The organism is Pseudomonas sp. TH21, assembly GCF_016651025.1.
Classification (GTDB): Bacteria; Pseudomonadota; Gammaproteobacteria; order Pseudomonadales; family Pseudomonadaceae; genus Aquipseudomonas; species Aquipseudomonas aylmerensis.
Map to the genome: position 1 here is coordinate 5,135,982 of NZ_JAEKEQ010000001.1, position 24,032 is coordinate 5,160,013.

15 protein-coding genes and 2 pseudogenes are annotated in these 24,032 nt (G+C 61.5%); 4 read left to right on the plus strand and 13 right to left on the minus strand.

Annotation, left to right across the window (positions count from 1 at the left end; all coding sequences use genetic code 11):
- The 6 genes and pseudogenes from JFU04_RS22665 to JFU04_RS22690 all read right to left on the minus strand — a co-directional run bounded on the left by JFU04_RS22665 (position 1) and on the right by JFU04_RS22690 (position 6,877).
- Entirely contained in the window at positions 1-291 is a 291-nt protein-coding gene (locus JFU04_RS22665; protein WP_003214319.1) for a hypothetical protein, read from the minus strand.
- A 38-nt stretch (positions 292-329) separates the two neighbouring features.
- Positions 330-1,676: an N-succinylarginine dihydrolase gene (gene astB / locus JFU04_RS22670; RefSeq protein ID WP_065909216.1), complete on the minus strand. Its 1,347-nt coding sequence runs from the start codon at positions 1,674-1,676 to the stop codon at positions 330-332.
- Between the two features lie 176 nt (positions 1,677-1,852).
- Positions 1,853-3,319, minus strand: a complete 1,467-nt coding sequence (astD, locus tag JFU04_RS22675; RefSeq protein WP_065909214.1) for a succinylglutamate-semialdehyde dehydrogenase — start codon at positions 3,317-3,319, stop codon at positions 1,853-1,855.
- A pseudogene (astA, locus tag JFU04_RS22680) lies at positions 3,319-4,343 on the minus strand (arginine N-succinyltransferase). The gene astD and the pseudogene astA overlap by 1 nt, the downstream one beginning before the upstream one ends.
- A gap of 49 nt (positions 4,344-4,392) precedes the next feature.
- Positions 4,393-5,412, minus strand: coding sequence for an arginine/ornithine succinyltransferase subunit alpha (gene aruF / locus JFU04_RS22685; protein WP_003175655.1), 1,020 nt, complete (start codon positions 5,410-5,412; stop codon positions 4,393-4,395).
- A gap of 244 nt (positions 5,413-5,656) precedes the next feature.
- Positions 5,657-6,877: an aspartate aminotransferase family protein gene (locus tag JFU04_RS22690; protein WP_106802838.1), complete on the minus strand. Its 1,221-nt coding sequence runs from the start codon at positions 6,875-6,877 to the stop codon at positions 5,657-5,659.
- A 304-nt stretch (positions 6,878-7,181) separates the two neighbouring features.
- On the opposite strand from JFU04_RS22690, the gene JFU04_RS22695 reads away from it, so the two are divergent.
- The gene (locus JFU04_RS22695; protein ID WP_201145743.1) at positions 7,182-13,115 is read left to right on the plus strand and encodes a leucine-rich repeat domain-containing protein; all 5,934 of its coding nucleotides are present in this window, start codon (positions 7,182-7,184) and stop codon (positions 13,113-13,115) included.
- Between the two features lie 3 nt (positions 13,116-13,118).
- Here the strand turns inward: JFU04_RS22695 and argR are convergent, their stop codons facing one another.
- The 7 genes from argR to acs all read right to left on the minus strand — a co-directional run bounded on the left by argR (position 13,119) and on the right by acs (position 21,239).
- Positions 13,119-14,099, minus strand: a complete 981-nt coding sequence (gene argR / locus JFU04_RS22700; RefSeq protein WP_065909207.1) for a transcriptional regulator ArgR — start codon at positions 14,097-14,099, stop codon at positions 13,119-13,121.
- Positions 14,100-14,346: 247 nt separating this feature from the next.
- Positions 14,347-15,111 (minus strand): ABC transporter ATP-binding protein, encoded by a 765-nt coding sequence (locus JFU04_RS22705; protein ID WP_010208310.1) that lies wholly within the window; start codon positions 15,109-15,111, stop codon positions 14,347-14,349.
- Positions 15,112-15,138: 27 nt separating this feature from the next.
- A complete protein-coding gene (locus JFU04_RS22710; RefSeq protein WP_201145744.1) occupies positions 15,139-16,251 on the minus strand; it encodes a succinylglutamate desuccinylase/aspartoacylase family protein in 1,113 nt (370 codons plus the stop codon).
- Between the two features lies 1 nt (position 16,252).
- On the minus strand, positions 16,253-16,951 hold the full coding sequence (locus JFU04_RS22715) for an ABC transporter permease (RefSeq protein ID WP_065909203.1): 699 nt from the start codon (positions 16,949-16,951) through the stop codon (positions 16,253-16,255).
- Positions 16,948-17,637, minus strand: a complete 690-nt coding sequence (locus JFU04_RS22720) for an ABC transporter permease (protein WP_032886746.1) — start codon at positions 17,635-17,637, stop codon at positions 16,948-16,950. The genes JFU04_RS22715 and JFU04_RS22720 overlap by 4 nt, the downstream gene beginning before the upstream one ends.
- A 91-nt stretch (positions 17,638-17,728) precedes the next feature.
- Positions 17,729-18,514: an ABC transporter substrate-binding protein gene (locus JFU04_RS22725; RefSeq protein WP_065909201.1), complete on the minus strand. Its 786-nt coding sequence runs from the start codon at positions 18,512-18,514 to the stop codon at positions 17,729-17,731.
- 769 nt (positions 18,515-19,283) lie between these two features.
- Positions 19,284-21,239: an acetate--CoA ligase gene (acs, locus tag JFU04_RS22730; RefSeq protein ID WP_065909200.1), complete on the minus strand. Its 1,956-nt coding sequence runs from the start codon at positions 21,237-21,239 to the stop codon at positions 19,284-19,286.
- A 398-nt stretch (positions 21,240-21,637) separates the two neighbouring features.
- Here acs and JFU04_RS22735 point away from each other — a divergent pair, with 398 nt between their 5' ends.
- The 3 genes and pseudogenes from JFU04_RS22735 to JFU04_RS22745 all read left to right on the plus strand — a co-directional run.
- Complete coding sequence (locus JFU04_RS22735; RefSeq protein WP_027607759.1) at positions 21,638-21,907, plus strand: DUF2790 domain-containing protein; 270 nt, start codon at positions 21,638-21,640, stop codon at positions 21,905-21,907.
- Between the two features lie 578 nt (positions 21,908-22,485).
- Positions 22,486-23,736 carry a ribonucleotide-diphosphate reductase subunit beta gene (locus JFU04_RS22740; RefSeq protein ID WP_032879817.1) on the plus strand — a complete coding sequence of 417 codons (1,251 nt, stop codon included), beginning with the start codon at positions 22,486-22,488 and terminating at the stop codon, positions 23,734-23,736.
- 62 nt (positions 23,737-23,798) lie between these two features.
- Positions 23,799-23,972, plus strand: a pseudogene (locus JFU04_RS22745) (HNH endonuclease); the annotation flags it as partial.
- Positions 23,973-24,032 lie beyond the last annotated feature (60 nt).

Here is a 24,032-nt window from a genome sequence, read left to right on the forward strand (position 1 = left end):
TTAGTGGTTGCAGCCAGGACCGTGGACGTGATCGTCGTCATCACCTTCAACGTCGGCCGGTTCCATTTCCAGTTGCAGGCTCATCAGGTTGGTGGCCAGCGGACGCATCAGCAGGTTGGCGTACTCGGCGTCGCCTTCTTCCACGTCCACACCGATCAGCAGTTGGCCACGGCCGTCGTGCTGGATCCAGATTTCCTTGCCCTGCCAGACCACGGCGACGCGGGTGCAGGAGGTTTCCAGCTGGGTGCCGTCGGTGTCTTCAAGAATCAGTTTCAGGGTGTCGGTGGTCATAAAGTAGCTCTCGGCATTGGGCGTAAAAGAAGGTGGCGTTAATTGATCTGGAAAGGATAAACCGCGCCCAGTTTAAGGATTTGCGTCAGTTCATCCAATGCCGTCCGGCACTCCAGCAACAATTGCGGGTCAGCCAGGTCGGTTTCGCGCAGGCTGTCGCGGTAGTGCTTGTTCACCCATTGGGTCAGGGTGTCGTACAACGGCGCGGTCATGATAACGCCTGGGTTCACCGCCGCCAGCTCGGTTTCGTTCAACGCCACGCGCAAGCGCAGGCAGGCCGGGCCACCGCCGTTCTGCATGCTCTGCTTGAGGTCGAAGACCTTCACTTCGCGAATCAGCCCGCCTGACGCCGTGAGGTTTTGCAGGTACTGCCACACGCGTTCGTTGGCACGGCACTCTTCCGGCACGATCAGCAGCATCGAACCGTCGGCGCGGGTCAGCAACTGGCTGTTGAACAGGTAGGAACGCACCGCGTCCTCGACGCTGACCTGGGCGCGCGGCACGCAGACCGACTGGAAGTTGCCGCCCAATTTGCCCAACTTGCCTTGCAGTTCGCCAAGCATCTGCTCGGTATTGAGGAAGGCATCCTCGTGATAGAACAGCACCTCGCCGTTACCCACCGCGATCACGTCGTTGTGGAACACGCCGGCATCGATCACCGCCGGGTTCTGCTGGGCGTAGACCACGCCTTCATCCTTCAGGCCGTGCAGGCGTGCAACCGCCTGGGAGGCTTCGAGGGTCTGGCGCGCCGGGTACTTCTGCGGGGCCGGGTAACGGGTGTCGAACGCACTGCGGCCGAACACGAAAAACTCCACGCCGGCTTCGCCATACTCACGGCAGAAACGCGTGTGGTTGGCCGCGCCTTCGTCGCCGAACTGCGCCACCGCCGGCAGCGCGGCGTGATGGGCGAAGTGTTGCGCATCGGCAAACATCGCCCCCAGCACGCGGCTGGTGGTCGGGTGTTCGATGCTGCGGTGGTACTTGCAGTTGAGGTTGGCGGCGGTGAAATGCACGCGGCCATCCGCCGTGTCGGCGCTCGGGCTGACGGTGGCGGCGTTGGCCACCCACATGCTCGACGCCGAGCAACTGGCGACCAGCAGCGGCATCGCGTGCTTGGCGGCCTGCTGGATAACCTGGGCGTCGGTGCCGCTGAACCCCAGGTTGCGCAAGGCGGCCACGTCAGGACGTTCCTGCGGCGCCAGCACCCCTTGCACAAAGCCCATGTCCATCAGGGCCTTCATTTTCTGCAGGCCCTGCAACGCCGCTTCCTTCGGGTTCGAAGACTGCTGGCTGTTGCTCTGGGACGCGACGTTGCCGTAGGACAAACCGCCGTAGTTATGGGTCGGCCCCACTAGACCGTCAAAATTGACTTCATAGGATTTCATCGGCGAGGCTCCACGAACATCTGTATTTTTATAGGCATCAAGTGCAGATCTGTATCTGTTAACCCGATCAAGTGTGGGAGCTGGCTTGCCTGCGATGCGGGCAACTCGGTCATGCAGATACACCGAGGTGATGCCTTCGCAGGCAAGCCAGCTCCCACATTAGATCGGTGTCACTTTCACTTAAGCGTTACGCCTGGGGTCAGCGACGCAGGCAACACCAGGCTCGGGGTCTCAAGGGAGGCCACCGGGTACGCGCAATAGTCTGCCGCGTAATACGCACTCGCGCGGTGGTTGCCCGACGCCCCTACCCCGCCGAACGGCGCGGTGCTGGCGGCGCCGGTCAGTTGTTTGTTCCAGTTGACGATACCGGCGCGGCTTTCCAGCCAGAACTGCTGGTAGCGCGCTTCGGAATCCGACAACAGACCAGCGGCCAGGCCGTACTGGGTGTTGTTGGCCTCGGCAATCGCGCCAGCAAAATCAGCGTAGCGGATCACCTGCAACAGCGGGCCGAACAGTTCTTCATCCTCGCGTTCGGTCACGCCTGTCACGTCGATGATGCCCGGCGTCAGCAGTGCAGCCTGATCCTGGGGCTGAGTCATTTCCAGCAGCGCCACGGCGCCATTGGCCAACATCAGTTCCTGGGCGTCCATCAAGGCTTTCGCCGCGCCCAGGGAGATGACCGAGCCCATGAACGGCGCCGGCTGCTGATCGAACGCGCCGACCGCAATCGTCGAGCTGACGGCCACCAACCGCGCCAACAGGGCATCGCCCCAGGCACCTTCCGGCACCAGCAGGCGACGCGCGCAGGTGCAGCGCTGGCCGGCCGAGATGAACGCCGACTGGATAATGGTGTAGACCGCCGCATCGACGTCGGCCACTTCGTCGACCACCAGCGGGTTGTTGCCGCCCATTTCCAGCGCCAGGATCTTGTCCGGGCGCCCGGAGAACTGCTGGTGCAGGTGATTGCCGGTGCGGCTGGAACCGGTAAAGAACAGGCCGTCGATCCCCGGGTTGGCCGCCAGGGCGATCCCGGTTTCGCGTGCGCCCTGCAGCAGGTTCAACACGCCTGCCGGCAGGCCGGCGTCGATCCAGCACTGCACCGTCAGCTCGGCGACTTTCGGGGTCAACTCGCTCGGCTTGAACAGCACGGTATTGCCCGCCAGCAGCGCCGGGACGATATGCCCGTTCGGCAAGTGCCCCGGGAAGTTGTAGGGGCCAAACACCGCCACCACGCCATGCGGCTTGTGTCGCAGCACAGCGGTGGCGTCGCCCAGCGGGCCGCTCTTCTCGCCGGTACGTTCGCGGTAGCTTTGCACCGAGATCGCGATCTTGTTGGCCATGCTGGTGACTTCAGTGGCCGATTCCCACAACGGCTTGCCGGTTTCCTCACCGATACAGCGGGCGATTTCGTCGGCGCGGCTTTTCAGGGTCGCGGCGAAGGCCTCGAGCACGCTGATGCGTTCTTCCAGCGGACGCCGGGCCCAGCCCGGAAATGCCTGGCGCGCAGCCTGCACGGCAGACTCGACCTGCTCGGCGGTGGCGCCATTGCCGGCCCACAGCACTTGCTGGGTCACCGGGTTGCGCGATTCAAACAGTTCACCCTGGCCGGCCAGCCAGCTACCTGCGATATACAGCGAATTCATTACTTGGACTCCCGGGCAGCAGACAACGGAACAGCACGCACTTGATCACCCACCACCAGTTGCAGGCGCTTGGCGGTCTGCGGATCGACCACCAGCGTACCCGCCGCCAGACGGGCCGGAGCGGCGGTGATGCGGCACTCCTCGCGCTTGCGGTTATGAATCAGGAACGGCGTAGCGTCGTCACCTGGCGTGCCGATGGCCAACACCAGCGACTGGCTGTCGCGCACGGCACGGATCTTGGTGGTCTCACACTCCACCGCCGGGCCGGCGTCGAAGATATCGACATAGCCCTGGTAGCTGAAGCCCTCGCTCTTGAGCATGCTCAACGCCGGTTCGGTATCGGGGTGAACCTTACCGATCACATTGCGTGCATCCTCGGAAAGGAAGCAGCTGTACAGCGGAAACTTCGGCATCAGCTCGGCGATAAAGGCCTTGTTGCCCACGCCGGTAAGGTAGTCGGCCTGGCTGAATTCCATCTTGAAGAAGTGCCGGCCCAGACTCTCCCAGAACGGCGAACGCCCGGCATCGTTGGACACGCCGCGCATCTCGGCAATGATCTTGTTGCCGAACAGCTGTGGGAATTCGGCGATAAACAGCAGGCGCGCCTTGGCCAGCATGCGGCCGTTGAGGCCGTTGCGGTAATCGGCGTGCAGGAACAACGAGCACAGCTCGGAGTTGCCGGTGAGGTCGTTGGCCAGAAACAGCGTCGGAATCTCACGGTAGATATTCAGTTCCTGGGATGCACTGACGGTCAGGCCGACCCGGAAGTTGTACCAGGGCTCGCGCAGGCCGACCGCGCCGGCGATGGCGGAAATACCCACCACGCGGCCTTCGTCGTTTTCGAGCACGAACAGGTAGTCGGCATCGCCGCGCCCGGCGTCGCCGCGAAAGGTTTTTCCGCCCAGCCAACCCGGTGGGTCAGGCGCTCTTCGTTGGCCGGCAAGGTGGTGAGGCCGGTGCCGGTGCTGCGCGCCAGATCAATCAGGGCCGGTAAATCGCTGCTGCGTACGGGACGAACGATCATGCTATCTCCTCGAACGGGCCGCTGTTGTCAGCCACCCGCGAAACTCTATTTAAACCGCTACCAGGCGCACGCTCGCGCCTTCGCCGACGCCCAGGGCTTCGGCCGCTGCCAGGTCCAGGGTCACCGGTTTGCCGGGCGCGTAGTCCAGCTCCAGCATCACCGCGCGGTAATCCTGCAATTGCGCGTTGCTCACCAGGTACTGGCGGCCGACGCCCTTGACCATCTCACCGATCTTCACCGGCACCACGCGGCTCTGGGCAATCGAGCGAATCCCCGACACCCGCGCGTGCAGCGTCGGGCCGCCGTCGAAGATGTCGATGTAGTGGTCGGTCTCGAAGCCTTCGCGCATCAGGATGTCGAAGGTGATCTGCGCTCGCGGGTGGACCTGGCCCATGGCTTCCTGGGCTTCGTCCGGCAACAGCGGCACATAGATCGGGTAATGCGGCATCAGCTCGGCGAGGAAGGTGCGGCTTTTCAGCCCGCACAGGCGCTCGGCGGCGGCGTAGTTGAGGTCGAAGAAGTTGCGGCCGATGGCGTCCCAGAACGGCGAATCACCGTTCTCGTCGCTGTAGCCGACAATCTCGGTCACCACCGAATCGGCAAAGCGCTCGGGGTGGCTGGCGACGAACAACAGGCGGCCACGGGAATTGAGTTCCGACCACGGCGAACCGACCAGTTCCGGCACCACGTAGAAACTGGTGAGCAGGCTGTTGCCAGTGAGGTCGTGGCATTGGGACAGCACGTGGATCTTGTTGTGGATCTTCAACTCGCGGGAAGCGTGCACGAAGGTTTCGTTACGGAAGCTGTAGAACGGCTCCGAGTAACCGGCCGAGGCGACGATGGCCGAACAGCCGGCGAGCTTGCCGGTCTCGGTGTCTTCGAGCACGAAGAAATAGCTTTCTTCACCGTTGAAACTCACCTCGGCAGCGAAGGACGCTTCGCTGGCGGCGATCTTGTCGCTGAGGCGTTCGACATCATCCGGCAAGGAGGTGACACCAATCGGGCTGTCCGCAGCCAGACGCTGTACCTCGCCCAGATCAGCCATTTGCGCGGGGCGCATCACCAGCATGGTGTCACTCCTTAACTCGAAAAACTCACAGGAAAAAATGCCAGGCACGGTCTTGAAACCAGTGAGGTCAAGTGTGGGAGCGGGCTTGCTCGCGAAAGCGGTGTGTCATTCAGCATTTCAGGTGACTGAACCACCGCTTTCGCGAGCAAGCCCGCTCCCACATTGGATCTACACCGCTCCAATTAAGAGGCCCGGCACAAAAATTTAGGTTCGATGCCCAATCGTTTGGGCACCGAACGGTCCATCAAGCGTGTGTCAGCGTCTTCACGGCACGTTCAAAACGGTCCAGGCCTTCCTGGATGTCCGCGTCTTCCACCACCAGGCTCGGGGCGAAACGCACCACGTCGGGGCCGGCTTGCAGGATCATCAGGTTTTCTTTCTCGGCGGCGTTGAACACGTCCTTGGCCTTGCCTTTGAAGGCATCGCTCAGCACACAACCGATCAGCAGGCCCATGCCGCGCACTTCGGTGAAGATGCCGTACTGCTTGCCGATCTGCTCCAGGCGCGCCTTGAACAGGTCGTGCTTGGCGTTGACACCGGCCAGCACCTCGGGCGTGTTGATTACATCGATCACCGCCTCGGCGACCGCGCAAGCCAGCGGGTTGCCGCCGTAGGTGGTGCCGTGGGTGCCGACCACCAGGTGCTTGGCGAGGTCTTCACGGGTGAGCATCGCCGCAATCGGGAAGCCGCCGCCCAGGCTCTTGGCGCTGGTGAGGATGTCCGGCACCACACCGTAGTGCTGGTAGGCGAACAGGTGGCCGCTGCGGCCCATGCCGGTTTGCACCTCGTCGAACACCAGCAGCGCGTTGTTGGCGTCGCACAACTCGCGGGCGCCTTGCAGGTAGGCCAGTTCGGCCGGCAGTACGCCGCCTTCGCCCTGGATCGGTTCCAGCACCACGGCGCAGGTCTTGTCCGAGACAGCGGCTTTCAGCGCGTCCAGGTCGTTGTAAGGCACGTGGGTGATGCCGGTGATTTTCGGACCGAACCCATCGGAATACTTCGACTGGCCACCGACGTTGACGGTAAACAGGGTACGGCCGTGGAAGCTGTTCAGTGCGGCGATGATCTCGTACTTCTCGGTGCCGAAACGGTCGAACGCGACGCGACGGGCCAGCTTGAAGGCGGCCTCGTTGGCTTCGGCGCCGGAGTTGCAGAAGAACACGCGCTCGGCAAAGGTGGCGTCGATCAGCTTGTGGGCCAGGCGCAGGGCCGGCTCGTTGGTGAAGACGTTGGAGACATGCCACAACTTGCTGGCCTGTTCGGTCAGTGCACCAACCAGCGCCGGGTGGGCGTGGCCCAATACGTTGACCGCGATGCCGCCGGCAAAATCGATCAGCTCGCGACCCGCCTGGTCCCAGACGCGGGAGCCTTCGCCACGCACGGGAATAAAGGCAGCAGGTGCATAGTTGGGAACCATGACCTGGTCGAAATCGGCACGTTGCACCGGGGCTTGCTCAACGGACATCGGAGTCTCCTGAAGAGGAACGCCTGCCTGGAACTGGCGGGCGATGCAGGGATTGTAAGGACAGTTTTCAGCGCGACCTTGTCGCCAAGCGACAACTTCTTATAGCGCCAACCCCGGTTTTACGCGGGTTTACGCCAATGCGACAAATAGCGTCGCAATGGCGCAGTTTAAACCGTGCGCGCCCTCCATGGGCAGGCTGATCGGTGGATGCGTGCAAATCCCTGCGGCACTAACTGTCTACCACCCTGCCCACTCTGCCAGCTGTTTTGCTGCAACCTCCCAAGCGATCGTCAAGGAACGACCCATGGCCGAACAGCCCAGCAGCACCGTACCGCATTACGAAATCCTCAAACATGCCCTGCCCGACTGGCTGGGCGCCGCCTCGGCCCTTAAACGCAATGCCCTGGCCCAGCCGGCGTTGATCCTCGCCGACGGCTTAAAAAATGCCAGTGAGCAACAGCACCAGGCACTTAAACGCCTCAACAGCCAGGCCTGGAGCGCACAAAACCGTGTGGACCAGGCCATGGAGCGCCTCAAAAGCCCCGAGGTTTTTGCCGCCGAAATCCTGCAAACGGCACTCAAGGATCAGTACAGCCTCGAGCCAGACGTGCGCAACACCTACCTGCAGCTCTACATTCCCCTGACGCTGGCCGGGTTTACGCTCAAACCCGGGGCCGCGCGCACCTGGAGCGTGTCGCTGCTGGATGCCGCCCTGCATAACTTCGAAGAGTCCGAAACCGCGGTCGACGGCTATGACGCCAACTCCGGTTTCATCACGCGTCCTGGCGCTGGCGGGCAGTTCCAGCCACTGCCGGCCATCGGCGCGAAACTCTCGATTGCGCAGTTCACCACCCTCTGCAGGACATTGGACATCGGCGAGCGCTACCAGCGCTATCTCAGCGACTACCTGGGGCTGGACAACCCGGTAGCCCAGGCCAGCCTGCAGCACACGATCAAGCGCAGCCACCTGGCGAGCCTCGAACTGGCGCTGTACATGGCCATGCTTAAACAAGACCTGCCCAAGGCCAGCCACGACACACTCATGGGCCTGCTGCAGGGCCAGCCGAGCAGTGCCAACAGCTGCAAGCCCCTGCTGTGTTACGAGTTGGTGATCATGTCGACGCGCCTCACCGGCATCGTGCTGTTTGCCGAAGACCTGGACGCCAGCCGGCAGGTGGTGCCGGTCATCGCCTGGATCCCGGACGACCCCGAACACCCGATCAAGCAGTACCCCAGCACCCGCGCCTTGATGCTCGCCCTCTGCGAAAAGCTGCGCACGCCCGACTACCAGCGCTTCTTCAGTCGTTTTATCGGCGCCGCAGACCTGAGCCTGTTTTTCGCCGACCTCAATCAGCGCCTCACCCAGGTGACCTGGCATGCCCATATCCCCGGCGACCCGCTGCCCAGCTGGCGCCAGACCCCGGTAGCCGGACCCAACCTGCAATTTCGCGCGGCAAAGATCGAGCGCGACCTGTTTGAACACCTCTACCAGATGAAACTCAGCAAACTGCTCGATGACGCCCGCAGCCGCGCCGTCTCCACTGCCAGCACCGACCGCAAAGCCCGCTGGGAACGCTGGGCCTTGATTGAAAAAGTCGGCAGCACGCTGTTGCAGATCATCGCCTTTATCGCCGTGCCGTTCGTGCCGCCACTGGGCGCGCTGATGCTCGGCTACACCGCCTACCAGGTGCTGGACGATGCCTTCGAAGGTGCCTTCGACTGGGTCGAAGGCCTGCAGCGCGAAGCCCTGGGGCATACCCTGGCGCTGGTTGAGCAACTGGTGCAACTGGGGATGTTTGCCATCGGCATACCCATTGCCCAGGACCTGCTGCGCGCCGCGCTACCTGCCGAGCTGAGCAGATTCTTCGAGCGCCTGAAACCCGTGACGCGGCCCGATGGCTCAGCGCGCCTGTGGCAGCCGGATCTTGCCCCCTATCGCAGGGCAATAAAACTGCCCAAGGGCGCGCGGCCCGATGAGCAGGGGCTGTATCAGCACCACGGCGAATCGATCCTGCGCCTGGGTGAGGAGCACTATGCAGTGCACCATGAGGCCGAATCTGCCCGCTACACCCTCAAGCACCCTCAGCGCGCCAGCGCCTACCGCCCACAGGTCATGACTAACGGCGAAGGCGCCTGGGTAACGGAGCTTGAACGCCCATTGAGCTGGGACAGCCCCACCCTGATGCGCCGCCTCGGCTACCGGACCGAAGGCTTCAGTGACAGCCGCCTGCAACAGGCGCGCCGGGTCAGCGACACCCACGACAACGGCTTGCGCCACCTGCACCTCAACCAGCAGCCGGCGCCACCGCTGCTGGCCGACACCCTCAAGCGTTTCAGGATCGACCAGGACCTGCAGGATTTCATTACGCAGATGAACAGCGACGACCCGGCCATTTCTCACCAGGCCGACGCGCAAACCCAGCTGCAACTGCTGGTCAGCTATGGGTTATGGCCGCAGACCAAAACCCTGCGTTTCCTCGACGCCCAGGGCCATACCCTCTGGGAATTCGCCAGGGCCGACGGCGCCAGCGTGGTGCAAGTCCACCAGGCCCAGATGAAAAACGGCGACCTGCTGCAGATCCTTCTGGAAAGCCTGGATGAACAGGAGCGCAAGACCCTGCTGGAAGAGCCTTTCGGCACACCGCCCGCCTCGGCGCAAACCCGGGCAAAGGTGTTACGCAAAAAGCTCGCGCGCCTGGCTTACGAAAAGCGCTTCTCGCTGTTCGATTCGCGCTATCGCGGTGAAGACCGCGCCCGCCATGCCCGCGTGCAAAAGATCCTCGACGCGGCGCCCGAGGCCGGGCTGCCTACCAGCGTCGGCGAAGAAATCCTTGCCAGTGCCAGTGGCGAGGAACTGCGGGCAATCGATGCCGGAACACTCCCCAAGCGCCTGCGCGACCTGGCGCATTGGGGCCAACAGGAAGTCAGGACCACCCGCGCGTATGAAGGTTTGTACCTGGAGACCGTCGAAAGCCCGGACACCGCCACGCTGGCCCTGCACTCACTGGAAAATCTACCGGGATGGCAGCCGGGCACGCGCCTTGAAGTACGCCAATACCGGATCGATGGCGCCTTGCTGGACGCCATCGGCCCGCCTGACGCGCAAATCAGCCGGACCTTGGTCGTCACGGCGGACGGCCAATACATCCCGTATGCGGACCAGACCGAACTGTTTGGCCAAAGCGACGTTTACACCGCGATTCTCCAGGCCCTGCCAGACAGCCGGCGCACTGCACTGAACCTCCATATCGGCCAAGGCGAGCGGCTCAAACAGACCCTCGCCGAACATGCATTGGGGCGCGACGCCCTGCGTCGACTACTCGACACCGACCCCGCGCAAAAACCTGAGTACGACCCAAAGTTCATGCGCCTGCGTGGCGGCGATGCGGGTTACCGCGCGGTCGCCCCTCTGGGGCTGGACGAAAACCGCGTGGTGTCCGCTGAAGAGCTTGCCCATGACCTGCTGCCGGCGCTGTCCACCGCGCAGATCCGCGAGCTGGTGCAAAGCCTCGAAAGCCAACCCGGTGGCGCGTTGGCCACCCTGCTTTCGCTGCAAACCGAATACCTGAGGATGACCCACGACCTGGCGCGCTGGGTAGGAAGTACACCTCGTCTGCACCCACAGACAGGCGCCCCGCTGAGTGCCGAGGAGTACGACTACGCACGACGTGATCGCCGTCTGTGGGCCCACGAAATCCAGCGGGCCTGGCGCCGCGAAACCGAGATCGACGATCACTTCGAAACGCCCGCGCGCAATGGCCATCGGCTTAGCCTGCCGGTCCCGCTGCAGGGCCCGCTGCCGCAACTGCGCGCGCGGTTCAGCCATGTTTCTCTGCTGGAGTTGCAAGGCAACCACAGCACGCAGCAGGTCGAAGGTTTTCTGCGTTTGTTCCCCAGGCTGCGTCACTTGACGATCCGCCACGTCGGGCTGGAGCAGCTTCCCGCCCCCGTGTTTTCGATGCCCCACTTGAACGAGCTGATCCTCAGCGACTGCCAGCTGACCCTGACCGCCGAACAGCAGACGGCACTCAGCGCCATGAGCCGCCTGGTTACGCTGGACCTGTACAAAAACCCCTTGAATCAGGTCCCCAGCGTCGAGCGCATGCCGGATCTGCGCTACCTGGACCTGAGCATGACCGGCATCAGCGCACTGCCGCGCGGCCTCCTCAACCGTCCGAGCCTGGAGCTGGCCCTGCTCTCGCAGAATCAGCTGCGCGAACTGCCAGACGCGCTGTTCAACCTGCCGGCAGCCACCAGCGATAAATTCGACCTGTCTGCGAATCCGCTGACACAGGCATCGATGGAGCGCGTCAAAGCCTATTACCATCGCACTGGCAAACGCTGGGAAATCGACGCGCCCCTGGCCGACCTCGCGCTGGCTAAACAGCTCTACCCAAGCTTCAGCAACGACGAAATCAATCATTTCGTGTTTGCCCTGCCAGGTGACCTGGAGGCCGGCAGGCTCGCCTTGATGCGCTTCCAAATCGAATACCAGGCCATTCGCACCGATATGACGCCCTGGGCAAACGACCCCCTGGCCAGTCATGCAGAACGCATCAACCGCGCGCGCTTCATCGAGGCCATTGAAGCGGGGTGGCGTCGGGAAGTGCCGCTGGATCCCCAGCATCACGGGATTGCCCCCGGTTATGCATTGACCCTCGCCATGCCCGTCAGCGGCACACTTGCAACGCTGCGCATCACACTTCCACATGTGACGGCGCTGGTGCTGGAGGGCAGTGGCGCGCCCCTGCAACCGGGGTCATTCCTGCAGGCATTTCCAGGCCTGAAGCGCCTGACTCTCGATCGTTATGCGCTGGCAGAGTTTCCCCTCGGCATCGCGTCACTGCGCCAGCTCACGTACCTGCGCCTGCGCCGCAACGGCCTCCGCCTGTCACCCACCACCGCCAATGCACTGGCTGCGATGAGCCAGCTGGAATCCCTCGACTTGAGCCACAACCCACTCGGCGAGGTGCCGGATGTGCGCCGCTTGAACAGGCTCGGCCAGGTGTCCTTGAGCAACACGGGGCTGACCCACATCCCGGCTAGCCTGCTATCGCCCGCCACGCCGAGGACGGCTATCGACTTGAGCCACAACCAGATTACCCAAGTGCCGGCGCAGCTGTTCACGTTGCGCGCCGACCTGTCGGCCGCCTTCGACCTGTCCAATAACCCGTTGTCAGCCCAAACCCTGCAACAGGTCAAAATCCACTTCCAGGGCACCGATAACGCCTGGAAAATCAGCCCGCCCTACACCGTATTGCGTCAGCTCAAGACGCTTTACCCCAGCCTCACGGATACCGAGCTGGGGCGCATCTTCTTTCAACTGCCAGGCGATATCGACGCGGCGCTACCGGCCATGGCACGACTGAAGGCCGAATACCACCAGATGAGTACCCGGCTTCAGGAATGGGTGCTCAATGTCCCCGAGCGTGACCCGATTCTGGATACGGTGCTGGACATGGGCACCCGCGCCGAGGAGCAGTTGCGACGCGCCCACTTCAAGGACCTGCTGGAACGTTGCTGGCGCCGGGAAACTGAGCTGGACGAAGGCGGCGAACTCCCGCCTCGACACAGCTACAAGCTGGTCTTTCATGCCCAGCTGCTGGGGGATCTGCCGCAACTGAATGCGCAGCTTCCTCACGTTACACTGCTGGAGCTGATCGGCGAGCGGTCCAACCAGAGCATTGACGAGCTGCTGAGGTGCCTGCCCAACCTCACGCACCTGACCGTCGAGCGTTATGCCCTGGGGGATATTCCCGAGCCCATCTTCAGCCTGCAGCACCTGCGCCAACTTTCGCTCTCCGACAACCGCATACAACTGACCCCTCGCAGCAAGGCGCTACTGGCGGGCATGGGGGGACTGGAGCATTTGGACATGAGCGACAACATGCTCGGCATGACGCCGGATGTGCGCAACCTGTCGCGCTTGAAGGCGCTGTACCTGCATAACTGCGGGCTGAGTGAAGTGCCCGAGAGCGTTTTCGGGCTGGGGCGCCTGCAAGCGCTCGACCTGAGCAGCAACCTGATCCAGCACCTGCCCAGTGATTTGCTGGAAATGCCCCTGCCACTCAACGACGACTCCGACCTGAGTGACAATCCGCTGTCGGCGCAGAGCCTTGCGTTGTTGCGCCGCTATTATCAACAGACGGGCTACGAACTGGGCGTGGAAGAAGCCATGGAGGACGAACAGGGGTTCCCGCTGGCGCCACCTGACACACCGGTAGACATGGAGGAGTAGCCCTCAGCCGCGTTCGGACGGTACCGACGACAGCTCGAACGGGCTGCTGCTGCGCCGCTGGTTGCGGTCTTCGCGCGGGGTGGCGCCAAAGAAGTTGCGGTAGGCGCTGGAGAAGTGCGGCCCCGAGGAGAAGCCGCAGGACAGGCCGATCTGGATGATCGACTTGCTGGTTTGCATGAGCATCTGGCGCGCCTTGTTCAGGCGCAACTCGAGGTAGTACTGGCTGGGAACGCGGTTGAGGTATTGCTTGAAGATCCTTTCGAGCTGTCGTCGCGACACGCACACGTGCTGGGCGATTTCGTCGGTGGTCAACGGCTCTTCGATGTTGGCCTCCATCAGCAACACCGCCTGGGTCAGCTTCGGATGGCTGGAACCCAGGCGGTTTTGCAAAGGAATACGCTGGCGTTCGCCGCCTTCGCGGATGCGCTCCACCACCAGTTCCTCGGAGACTGCACCGGCCAGTTCGGCGCCGTGGTCACGGGCCAGTACCGCCAGCAGCAGGTCGAGCACCGACATGCCACCGCAGGCGGTCAGGCGATCACGGTCCCAGTCAAACAGGTGGCTGGTAGCGATGACCTTGGGGAAGCGCTCGGCAAAATCATCCTGCCAGCGCCAGTGCACGGCGGCGCGGTAGCCGTCGAGCAGGCCGAGCTGGGCCAACGGGTAGACACCCGCCGACAGGCCACCGATCACACACCCGGCGCGCACCAGTTGCTTGAGCGCGGTGCTCAGTTGGGAGGCAATCACGGTCGGCGGTTCGTCCGCCAGCAGGAACAGCTTCTGGAAGCCTTCGAGCTTGCCCGCCCACGGCTCGCCCGGCAGCTGCCAGGCGCCATCGGTCGCAGGCTCGGCGAGCAGGAACGACAGCTCATACACCACATCCGGATGCACCCGCTGAGCAACGCGCAAGGCCTCCTCAGCCAGCGCAAGCGTCAGTGCTTTCGTGCTGGGCCAAATCAGGAAACCAATTCGATGGGCGGTCATGGAGGGCTATCCGAAGCGAGTAACAGTAATGAAGACAAGGGCCAATGCTAGCCCGGAAACCAACACAAATCTCAAAAGCGGGTGAAGATCTAAATGTGGGAGCGGGCTTGCTCGCGAATGCGGTGGGTCAGATACACATCTACTCACTGACCCACCGCTTTCGCGAGCAAGCCCGCTCCCACACTAGATGGGGACTCACTTAAGACTGCGAAGCATGCACTAAACCGGTGCACAAAAGCAGTCTTGACTATTTCAAGCTACCGGAGAGGAACTGCTGCAAACGTTCGGACTGCGGGTTCACCAGCACTTCGCGCGGGTTGCCGCGTTCTTCGACAATGCCTTTGTGCAAGAACACCAACTGGTTCGACACTTCACGGGCAAAGCCCATTTCGTGAGTCACCACCACCATGGTGCGGCCTTCCTGGGCCAGGTCCTGCATGACCTTGAGCACTTCGCCGACCAGCTCCGGGTCCAGCGCCGAGGTCGGCTCGTCGAACAGCATCACCTCAGGCTCCATCGCCAGGGCACGGGCAATCGCCACGCGCTGCTGCTCGCCACCGGACATATGGCCGGGGAACGCATCCTTGCGATGGCCCACGCCGACCTTGGCCAGGTAGTGCTCGGCCTTTTCACGCGCTTCTTTCTTCGACACGCCCAGCACATGCACCGGCGCTTCCATTACGTTTTCAATCGCGGTCATGTGCGACCACAAGTTGAAATGCTGGAACACCATCGACAGGCGCGAGCGCATGCGCTGCAGTTGTTTAGGGTCGGCGGCCTTCATGGCGCCGTCCTTGTTGGCCACCAGTTTCAGCTCTTCGTTGTTGAGCAGAATCTTGCCGGCGTGGGGTTGCTCAAGCAGGTTGATGCAGCGCAAGAAGGTGCTTTTGCCCGAACCACTGGAGCCGATGATGCTGATCACATCACCGGCCGCGGCGGCCAGGGACACACCTTTGAGCACTTCATGACTGCCATAGCGTTTATGCAGGTCTTGGACTTCAAGTTTGTACATGCGGTCGGTTCTCACAAAAACAGGTGGTCAGTCGTTGAGCAAGCGCCCGTGACGCAGCGCTTCGCGCCCCGCCACCTTGGCCAGCCAGAAACCCGCTTGGGCATAACGTAGCCGTTCAACGGCAAACAGCACCCCCGAGGTGCCCGCGCAAAGCGTGCTGACGCGGTCTTCCAGGGGGTCAATCACTTCAAAAATCGGTTCGCCCTTCTCGACCCAGTCACCGGCCTTACGCAGGTAACTGATCACCCCGGCGTGGGGCGCGAAGAGCAATTCGGTGCCTTCAAAAGGCAGGCCTTCACACGGCTCGTACTGCGGCGCCGGCCATTCGCCCTTGATCAGGCCCTGCTCGGCCAGAAACGCGAGGATACCTTCGGCATGGAAGATCGCCTCGTCGCGGCCGGTGTCGGCCTGGCCGCCCAGCTCCAGGGTGGTCGCCAGGCATGCCAGCGGCACCTGGGCCTCGGGGAACGCCTGGGACAAGCGCAACCATGGCAATGAACAGGCTTCATCGAACGAGCTGCCGCCGGAGTCTTCCGCCAGCAGGCCGACTTTCACATTCAAGTGCGCCGACAATGAGCGCCACTGCGGCCAGTGCTGGGGCAGCGCGTACATATGCAACGCGGCCTCGGCATCGCAATGCAGGTCGAGGACGATGTCGGCAGTGCAGGCATGGCTCAGCAACAGGCGCTGCATGCCTTGCAACTGGCTGCTCGGCGCCGGCAGTGCATTCAGCGTATCGGTCATGGCCTGGCGGATCATGCGCACGTTGGCGTGAGGGTCATCACCCAACTTGCCCTGGAGCAAATCGGCCACCGGCGCGCTCAACTCGACGAAATCGCGGTTGAAGTTCTTGCCGCTGCCGATTTCGAAACGCCCCTGGTGACTGCCTTGCAGCAGTTGGCCCAGGCCCATCGGGTTGGCCACCGGCACCAGTTCGATCACGCCATTGAGCGCGCCTTGCTGTTCCAGCTCGGTGAGGCGTTTCTTCAGCTCCCAGGCGGCGCGCATGCCGGGCAATTCGTCGGCGTGCAGGCTGGCCTGGATATAGGCCTTGCGCTCGCCTTTGCCGAATCGGAACACGCTCAACTGCCGCTCGCACCCCAGGTGACCCCAGGGCAGCCGGTGATCAATACGTTCCATATCAGTGCTTCCGTGGAGCCAGGTAGCTCAGCCAGCGGCGCTCGGCCAACTTGAACAGGCGCACCAGGATGAAGGTCAGGCACAGGTAGAACGCGCCGGCGGTGATATAGGCTTCGAACGGCAGGTAGAACTGGGCGTTCACCGTGCGTGCGGCACCGGTGATGTCGATCAGGGTGACAATGGACGCCAGGCTGGTGGTCTGCAGCATCATGATCACTTCGTTGCTGTACTGCGGCAGCGCGCGGCGCAGGGCCGACGGCAGCAGGATGCGGCGATACAGCTTGTAGCGCGACATGCCCATGGCCTTGGCCGCTTCGATCTCGCCATTGGGGGTGGCCTTGAGGCTGCCGGCAATGATTTCAGCGGTGTAGGCACTGGTGTTGATCGCAAAGGCCAGGCACGCACAGAACGTGGCGCTGGACAGCAGCGGCCACAGGAAGCTCTCGCGCACCGCATCGAACTGGGCCAGGCCGTAGTAGATCAGGAACAGCTGCACCAGCATCGGCGTGCCACGGATCACGTAGGTGTAGAGCCAGGCTGCGCCATTGACGATCGGCTGCTTGGACACGCGCATCAAGCCCAGGGGCAAGGCGGCAAGCAGGCCGAAGAACAGCGAAAAGGCCAGCAGTTTCAAGGTGGTCACCAAGCCGCCGAGGTACAGCGGCATGGCATCCCAGATGACGTTGTAGTCGAAGATCATAGATCAGCCGCCCTTACGCCTACCGAGTAGCGCTTCTCAAGATAACGCAAGGCCAGCAACGATACGCTGGTGATCACCAGGTACATCGCCGCCACTGCGAGGAAGAAGGTAAAAGGCTCGCGGGTGGCATCTGCCGCCTGCTTGGCCTTGAACATCATGTCTTGCAGGCCCACCACCGAAATCAGCGCGGTGGCCTTGGTCAGTACCAGCCAGTTGTTGGTGAACCCGGGGATCGCCAGCCGAATCATCTGCGGCACCATCACCCGGAAGAACACCTGGAAACTGCTCATGCCATACGCAAGGCCGGCTTCGGCCTGGCCCTTGGGAATGGCCATGAAGGCGCCCCGGAATGTCTCCGAGAGGTAGGCGCCAAAGATGAAACCCAGGGTGCCGATACCGGCGGCCAAGGGGTTCAAGTCGATATAGTCGTCATAGCCGAGCATCGGCGCGACGCGGTTCAGCAGGTCCTGGCCGCCGTAGAAAATCAGCAGGATCAGCACCAGGTCGGGGATCCCGCGGATCACCGTGGAGTACAAGTCACCCAGCCAGGCCAACCAGCGCACCGGCGACAGGCGTAACGCGACCCCGATCAGACCCAGAACAATGGCCAAGGCCATGGACGACAAGGCGAGCTGAAGCGTCAACCATGCGCCATCGAGGATGACGGCCCCGTAGCCTTTCAACATGATTCAGGTCCTCGAAAAGGGGGATGAAAAAATGGCGCAAACCTCAGGAATTCTGTTGCTTGCGCCATTCTGGACAGACAGCTGCGACGAGTTACTTAGGGTCAGCGCCGTAAATATCGAAGTCGAAATACTTGTCCTGGATTTTCTTGTATTCGCCGTTGGCACGGATCGCGGCAATGGCAGCGTTGATGCGGTCCAGGTTTTCCTTGTCGCCTTTACGGACGGCAATGCCGATGCCGTCGCCGAAGTATTTGGCGTCGGTGAACTGTGGGCCGACGAACGCGTAGCCTTTGCCGGCTGGAGTCTTCAGGAAACCGTCCTGCAGCAGGGTAGCGTCAGCCACGGTGCCATCGAGGCGACCGGCTTCCACGTCCAGGTAGATTTCGTTCTGCGAGCTGTAAGGCACAACCGTGGCGCCTTTAGGGGCCAGGACTTCCTTGGCGAAGCGATCGTGGATCGAACCGCGCTGCACGCCGATTTTCTTGCCTTTCAATTCATCCAGGCTGTCGCTGACCTTGGTGCCTTCCTTCATCACCAGCTGCGCTGGGCTCAGGTAGTAGCGGTTGGTGAAGTCCACGGACTTCTTGCGGTCTTCAGTGATGGACATCGACGACAGGATCGCGTCGATCTTGCGCACTTTGAGCGCAGGGATCAGGCCATCGAATTCCTGCTCGACCCACGTGCACTTGACGTCCATCTGCTTGCACAGGGCGTTGCCGATGTCGTAGTCAAAACCGACGATGCTGCCATCGGGAGCTTTGGAGGCAAACGGAGGGTAAGCCGCTTCGATACCAATCTTCAGTGGCTTGCCTTCAGCGAAAGCCTGCATGGACAGCACGGATAGCGCCAGGGCGCCCAACAGCACGAGTTTCTTCATCTTGGGACTCCATCGGTATAGGGCAAAACAGCAGTATGAGCCATGGCCCACGATGCGACTTAAGGGAAACCGAATTGCGGTGCTGCGTCCTACGCAGGTGACGACCTGCGACGACGAGCGAGTGATCGGCATTCTAACGACAGGCCGGAAGCCGATATTTCCTCAATGCGACAACAATTTACAGAAGCACCGAGAAAGCCGTTCCAGCACATTGACAGCCTCTGAATTTTATGCAGAGACAAAAGATATTAAACCTGTTGATGCTGCAAATTGCGGGCCTATTATTCGCAAACCCTTCTAGCACGGCAAGTCTGGCGTTTAATCTTATTTCTTGGGGTGTCTAAAACGCGCTTTTTCGGGGCAATGTTGTAGCACTTTGCCTCAGGTTAGGGCGATGGGTTACACATTTAGAGCTCTCGGTAACATTCAGAAACGTCCTACGCACGAAGTCGATATTTATTGGCCTGCGCATAGATCGTTCCCACGCTCTGCGTGGGAATACACCCTGTGACGCTCTGCGTCACGCCTCAAGAGCAGACGCGGAGCGTCCAGGGCGGCATTTCCACGCGGAGCGTGGGAACGATCAGCACTCCCGGCATGAAATACATTCCAAATGTGGGAGCTGGCTTGCCTGCGATAGCGGCCTGTCATGACACACCCTCATCGCAGGCAAGCCAGCTCCCACAGTGATCCGGTTTCGCCAGTGATAGCCAACAAAAAAGCCCCATCCAGCTCACGCCAAATGGGGCCCTGTCCCACCTACCCCGCCTTACGCGACGTTCATGGTCTTGTGCGTCTCGATCAAATGCGCCACCACACCCGGGTCCGCCAGGGTGGAGATATCCCCCAGCCCGTCATACTCAGCCGTAGCAATCTTGCGCAGGATACGCCGCATGATCTTGCCCGAGCGTGTCTTCGGCAAGCCTGGCGCCCACTGGATCACGTCCGGCGAAGCGATCGGCCCGATCTCCTTGCGCACCCAGTTTTTCAGTTCCAGGCGCAGCGCTTCGTTCGGCTCCTCGCCGTTCTTCAGTGTCACGTAGACATAGATGCCCTGGCCCTTGATGTCATGCGGCACACCGACCACCGCCGCTTCGGCGACTTTCGGGTGGGCAACCATGGCGCTTTCAATCTCGGCGGTGCCCATGCGGTGGCCGGACACGTTCAACACGTCGTCCACGCGACCGGTGATCCAGTAGTAGCCGTCCTCGTCACGACGTGCACCGTCACCGGTGAAGTACATGCCCCGGAAGGTCTTGAAGTAGGTGTCGACGAAACGGTCATGGTCGCCGTACAGCGTGCGCGCCTGGCCCGGCCACGAATCGAGGATCACCAGGTTGCCTTCGGCAGCCCCCTCGATCAGGTTGCCGAGGTTATCCACCAGCGCTGGCACCACGCCGAAGAACGGGCGTGCCGCCGAACCCGGCTTGAGCGCATGGGCGCCCGGCAGCGGGCTCATCATGTTGCCGCCGGTTTCGGTCTGCCACCAGGTGTCGACAATCGGGCAACGCGATTGGCCGACGTTCTTGTAGTACCAATCCCAGGCTTCCGGGTTGATCGGCTCGCCCACCGAACCGAGCAGGCGCAGGCTGCTGCCATCGGCACCTTCGCAGGCGGCGGTGCCCGAGGCCATCATCGCGCGGATCGCGGTCGGTGCGGTGTAGAGGATATTGACCTTGTGCTTGTCGACGATCTTCGCCACCCGCGTGATGTCCGGGTAGTTCGGCACGCCTTCGAACAGCAAGGTGGTGGCGCCGTTGGCCAGCGGGCCATAGACGATATAGGTGTGGCCGGTGACCCAGCCGACGTCGGCGGTGCACCAGTAGATTTCACCCGGGCGGTAGTCGAACACGCGCTCATGGGTCAGGGCCGCGTACAACAGGTAGCCGCCGGTGGTGTGCTGCACGCCCTTGGGCTTGCCGGTGGAACCGGAGGTGTAGAGGATAAACAGCGCCTCTTCGGCGCCCATCTCTTTTGGCGCACACACAGTGCCCGCCACTTTCATCAGGTCTTCGTACCAGATGTCGCGATGCTGGTTCCACTTGATATTGCCATTGGTGCGCTTGCACACAATGACTTTCTGGATGCTGCTGGTTTCCGGGTTGGTCAGGGCGTCGTCGACGTTGGCCTTCAACGGAATTTTCTTACCGGCGCGGATGCCTTCGTCGGCGGTGATCACTACCTTCGACTTACAGTCGATGATGCGACCGGCCAGGGCTTCCGGGGAAAAACCGCCAAACACCACCGAGTGAATCGCGCCGATGCGGGTACACGCCAGCATGGCGACCACGGCTTCGGGGATCATCGGCATATAGATAGTCACCACGTCGCCGCGGTGTACGTCCTGGCCACGCAGGGCGTTGGCGAACTTGCAGACTTCTTCATGCAGCTCGCGGTAGGTGATGGTGCGGCTCTCGGCAGGGTCATCGCCCTCCCAGATGATCGCCGCCTGGTCGCCGCGCTCGGCGAGGTGACGGTCCAGGCAGTTGTAGGAAACGTTCAGGGTGCCATCGGCGAACCACTTGATGTCGACATGGTGATCGTCGAACGAGGTCTGCTTCACCGTGGTGAAAGGCTTGATCCAGTCGAGGCGCTTGGCTTGCTCGCGCCAGAAGCCATCGGGGTTGACCACCGACTGCTGGTACATGGCCTTGTAGGTCGCCTCGTCGGTCAGCGTGTTGGCTGCTACTTCGGGGCGAACGGGGTACAGGGAAGCCGCACTCATCTTTCTTACCTCGGTGACATAGTTGTTGTTGTATGGCCCCTGTTGTAGCCGGGGCTGCCCCATAGAACCATTCGACGATGGTAGTAACAAGCCCCTACAAATTGCCCTGCTATCCCCGTTTACCGCTCTGGCCCGTGGCCTGCGGGGCTTTGCAGCTGTATGAAAAAACCTTTACCACACGATTGTTACAAAAACCGCCAATAGTGTTTATCAAAAGTACGGGTATATGAATATAACGCGCAGGCCTAAAATCAACTCCGCCAACACGGCACTGTGATTAACACCGTAACAGCCCCCACGAAGGCAACGTTAATCCGAACCCCCCAACTCTTAAGTTACACACGTGGCCTCACAAGGGCCCCGTGACCCCATTCGACCTAAAGAAGGTAAATACAGTAATGAAAGCTCTCGTAGTTATGGCCCTCAGCAGCTTGTGCGCCACCGCCGCCCTGGCCGATGAGGCCCCGACCGAGCTGGCCGGCCAGAACGCCCCGATTGTCGAAGACTACACCTATAGCACCAAGCTGGATGTGGCCAAAGTATTGTCCATGAGCACAATCCCGGAAGTTTGCGAAGTTGTGCCGGTCAAGATGGAATATGAAGATTCACAAGGTCAGCGTCATATTCTTAATTACCATGTAATGGGCAATGGTTGTTCGAACGGATAACAGGTTATTGAGTCAGGTTTAAACCCGGATCTTGGTCGCCGCAAGTAATCGTTCTTGCGGCCAAGAACCTATTTCGAACCCACCATGAAACAAATGTGGGAGCTGGCTTGCCTGCGATGGCAATTTCAGCCTTACCTACCTCCCAAAGCCCGCCACCTACCCGCCTCTCCTGCCCCCACAAAAACTATCCCACCGCCCGTCAAAAAATTCCTATCCCGGCAAAGCCTTGCAAACACGCGCCTTGGCCGAAAACCAGGCCATTTTGGCGCTCAATCGTGACCATCCGCCGCAACACAAAGCCGAATTTTTCCCTATAATGCGCGGGTAAATCGGGCCTGCAATATCCCTTTACACTGGGATGAAGAGCCAGACCTGAGGCCTCCCGCTGGAGCATGCACCAGTCGCTCCGCCCCTCAGCCTCACGCAGAGCACCCGTTACCCAATTCCGTTTAATGCCTGCGCGAGCTGTTGCAACAAACGATTCCTTAAGATCCACCGCGGCCTCAGGGCCGTGTGAACACCCAACCATCCGGTTTCACACGGGCCCCTTTGCGCCCTCACGCAGGAGACGACACGTCATGCTGAGCTGGGACGAATTCGACAAAGAAGAAGAAGGCGAAGTAGCCGCTAAAGGCGCCAACGCCGGCCACGCCACCGAAGCCAACATGGACCGCCTCGACGGTGCCGGCGCCGCTGCCGCCATCGAAGCGCGCGCCGTCACCGCCAGTGACTCCGCCGCCATCGTGCGCGCCAAGGCCGCCCTCGACAAACTCGACGTCGCCGAAGGCCTCGCCGAGCTGGAAGGCTCCGCCGCCCGCGTCGCCGTTGACGAAAAGCGCATGATCAACTGCCGCGCCGACCTCAACCAACTCGTGCCCTTCAAGTACGACTGGGCCTGGCAGAAGTACCTCGACGGCTGCGCCAACCACTGGATGCCGCAAGAGGTCAACATGACCGCCGACATCGCCCTGTGGAAAAACCCCGAAGGCCTGACCGACGACGAACGTCGCATCGTCATGCGCAACCTCGGCTTCTTCTCCACCGCCGACTCGCTGGTTGCCAACAACCTGGTCCTGGCCGTGTACCGCCTGATCACCAACCCGGAGTGCCGCCAGTACATCCTGCGCCAGGCCTTCGAAGAAGCGATCCACACCCACGCCTACCAGTACTGCATCGAATCGCTGGCCATGGATGAAGGCGAAATCTTCAACATGTACCACGAGATCCCATCGGTCGCGAAAAAAGCCGCCTGGGGCCTGAAATACACCCGTTCGATCTCCGATCCGAAGTTCGAAACCGGCACCGTCGAGACTGACAAGGAGCTGCTGCGCAACCTGGTCGCCTACTACTGCGTCCTGGAAGGCATCTTCTTCTACTGCGGCTTCACCCAGATCCTGTCGATGGGCCGTCGCAATAAAATGACCGGCGTCGCCGAGCAGTTCCAGTACATCCTGCGTGACGAGTCGATGCACCTGAACTTCGGTATCGATGTGATCAACCAGATCAAAATCGAAAACCCACACTTGTGGGATGCCGAGATGAAAGAAGAAGCGACCCAGATGATCCTGCAGGGGACTCAGCTGGAAATCGAATACGCGCGTGACACCATGCCGCGCGGCGTGTTGGGCATGAACGCGGCGATGATGGAGGACTACCTCAAGTTCATCGCCAACCGTCGCCTGTCGCAGATTGGCTTGAAGGAAGAGTATCCAGGCACGACTAACCCGTTCCCGTGGATGAGCGAGATCATGGACTTGAAGAAAGAGAAGAACTTCTTTGAGACCCGTGTGATCGAGTACCAGACTGGCGGCGCGCTGAGCTGGGATTGATTCCTTAGCCAAGCAACCCCATGAAGCCCTGACATGTTCAGGGCTTTTTTATGCCCAGTGAATTGCTACTTCTTGAAGCACATCAGGCCGGCCACCTCGCCCAGAAGGGTTCGGATCGCATCACCAATGCTGTAGCCTTGTGTCCCAATTGCCATCAGCGTTGTCACCGGTCGAGTGATCGGAACGCTTTGACTGCAGCGCTTTACAGCAAAGTTGGAAGATTGGCACGGGAGTAAACTCCTGCTGTCACACCTGATGCACACTCAAAAAATACTAGATAGGACCGAGGCCAACCC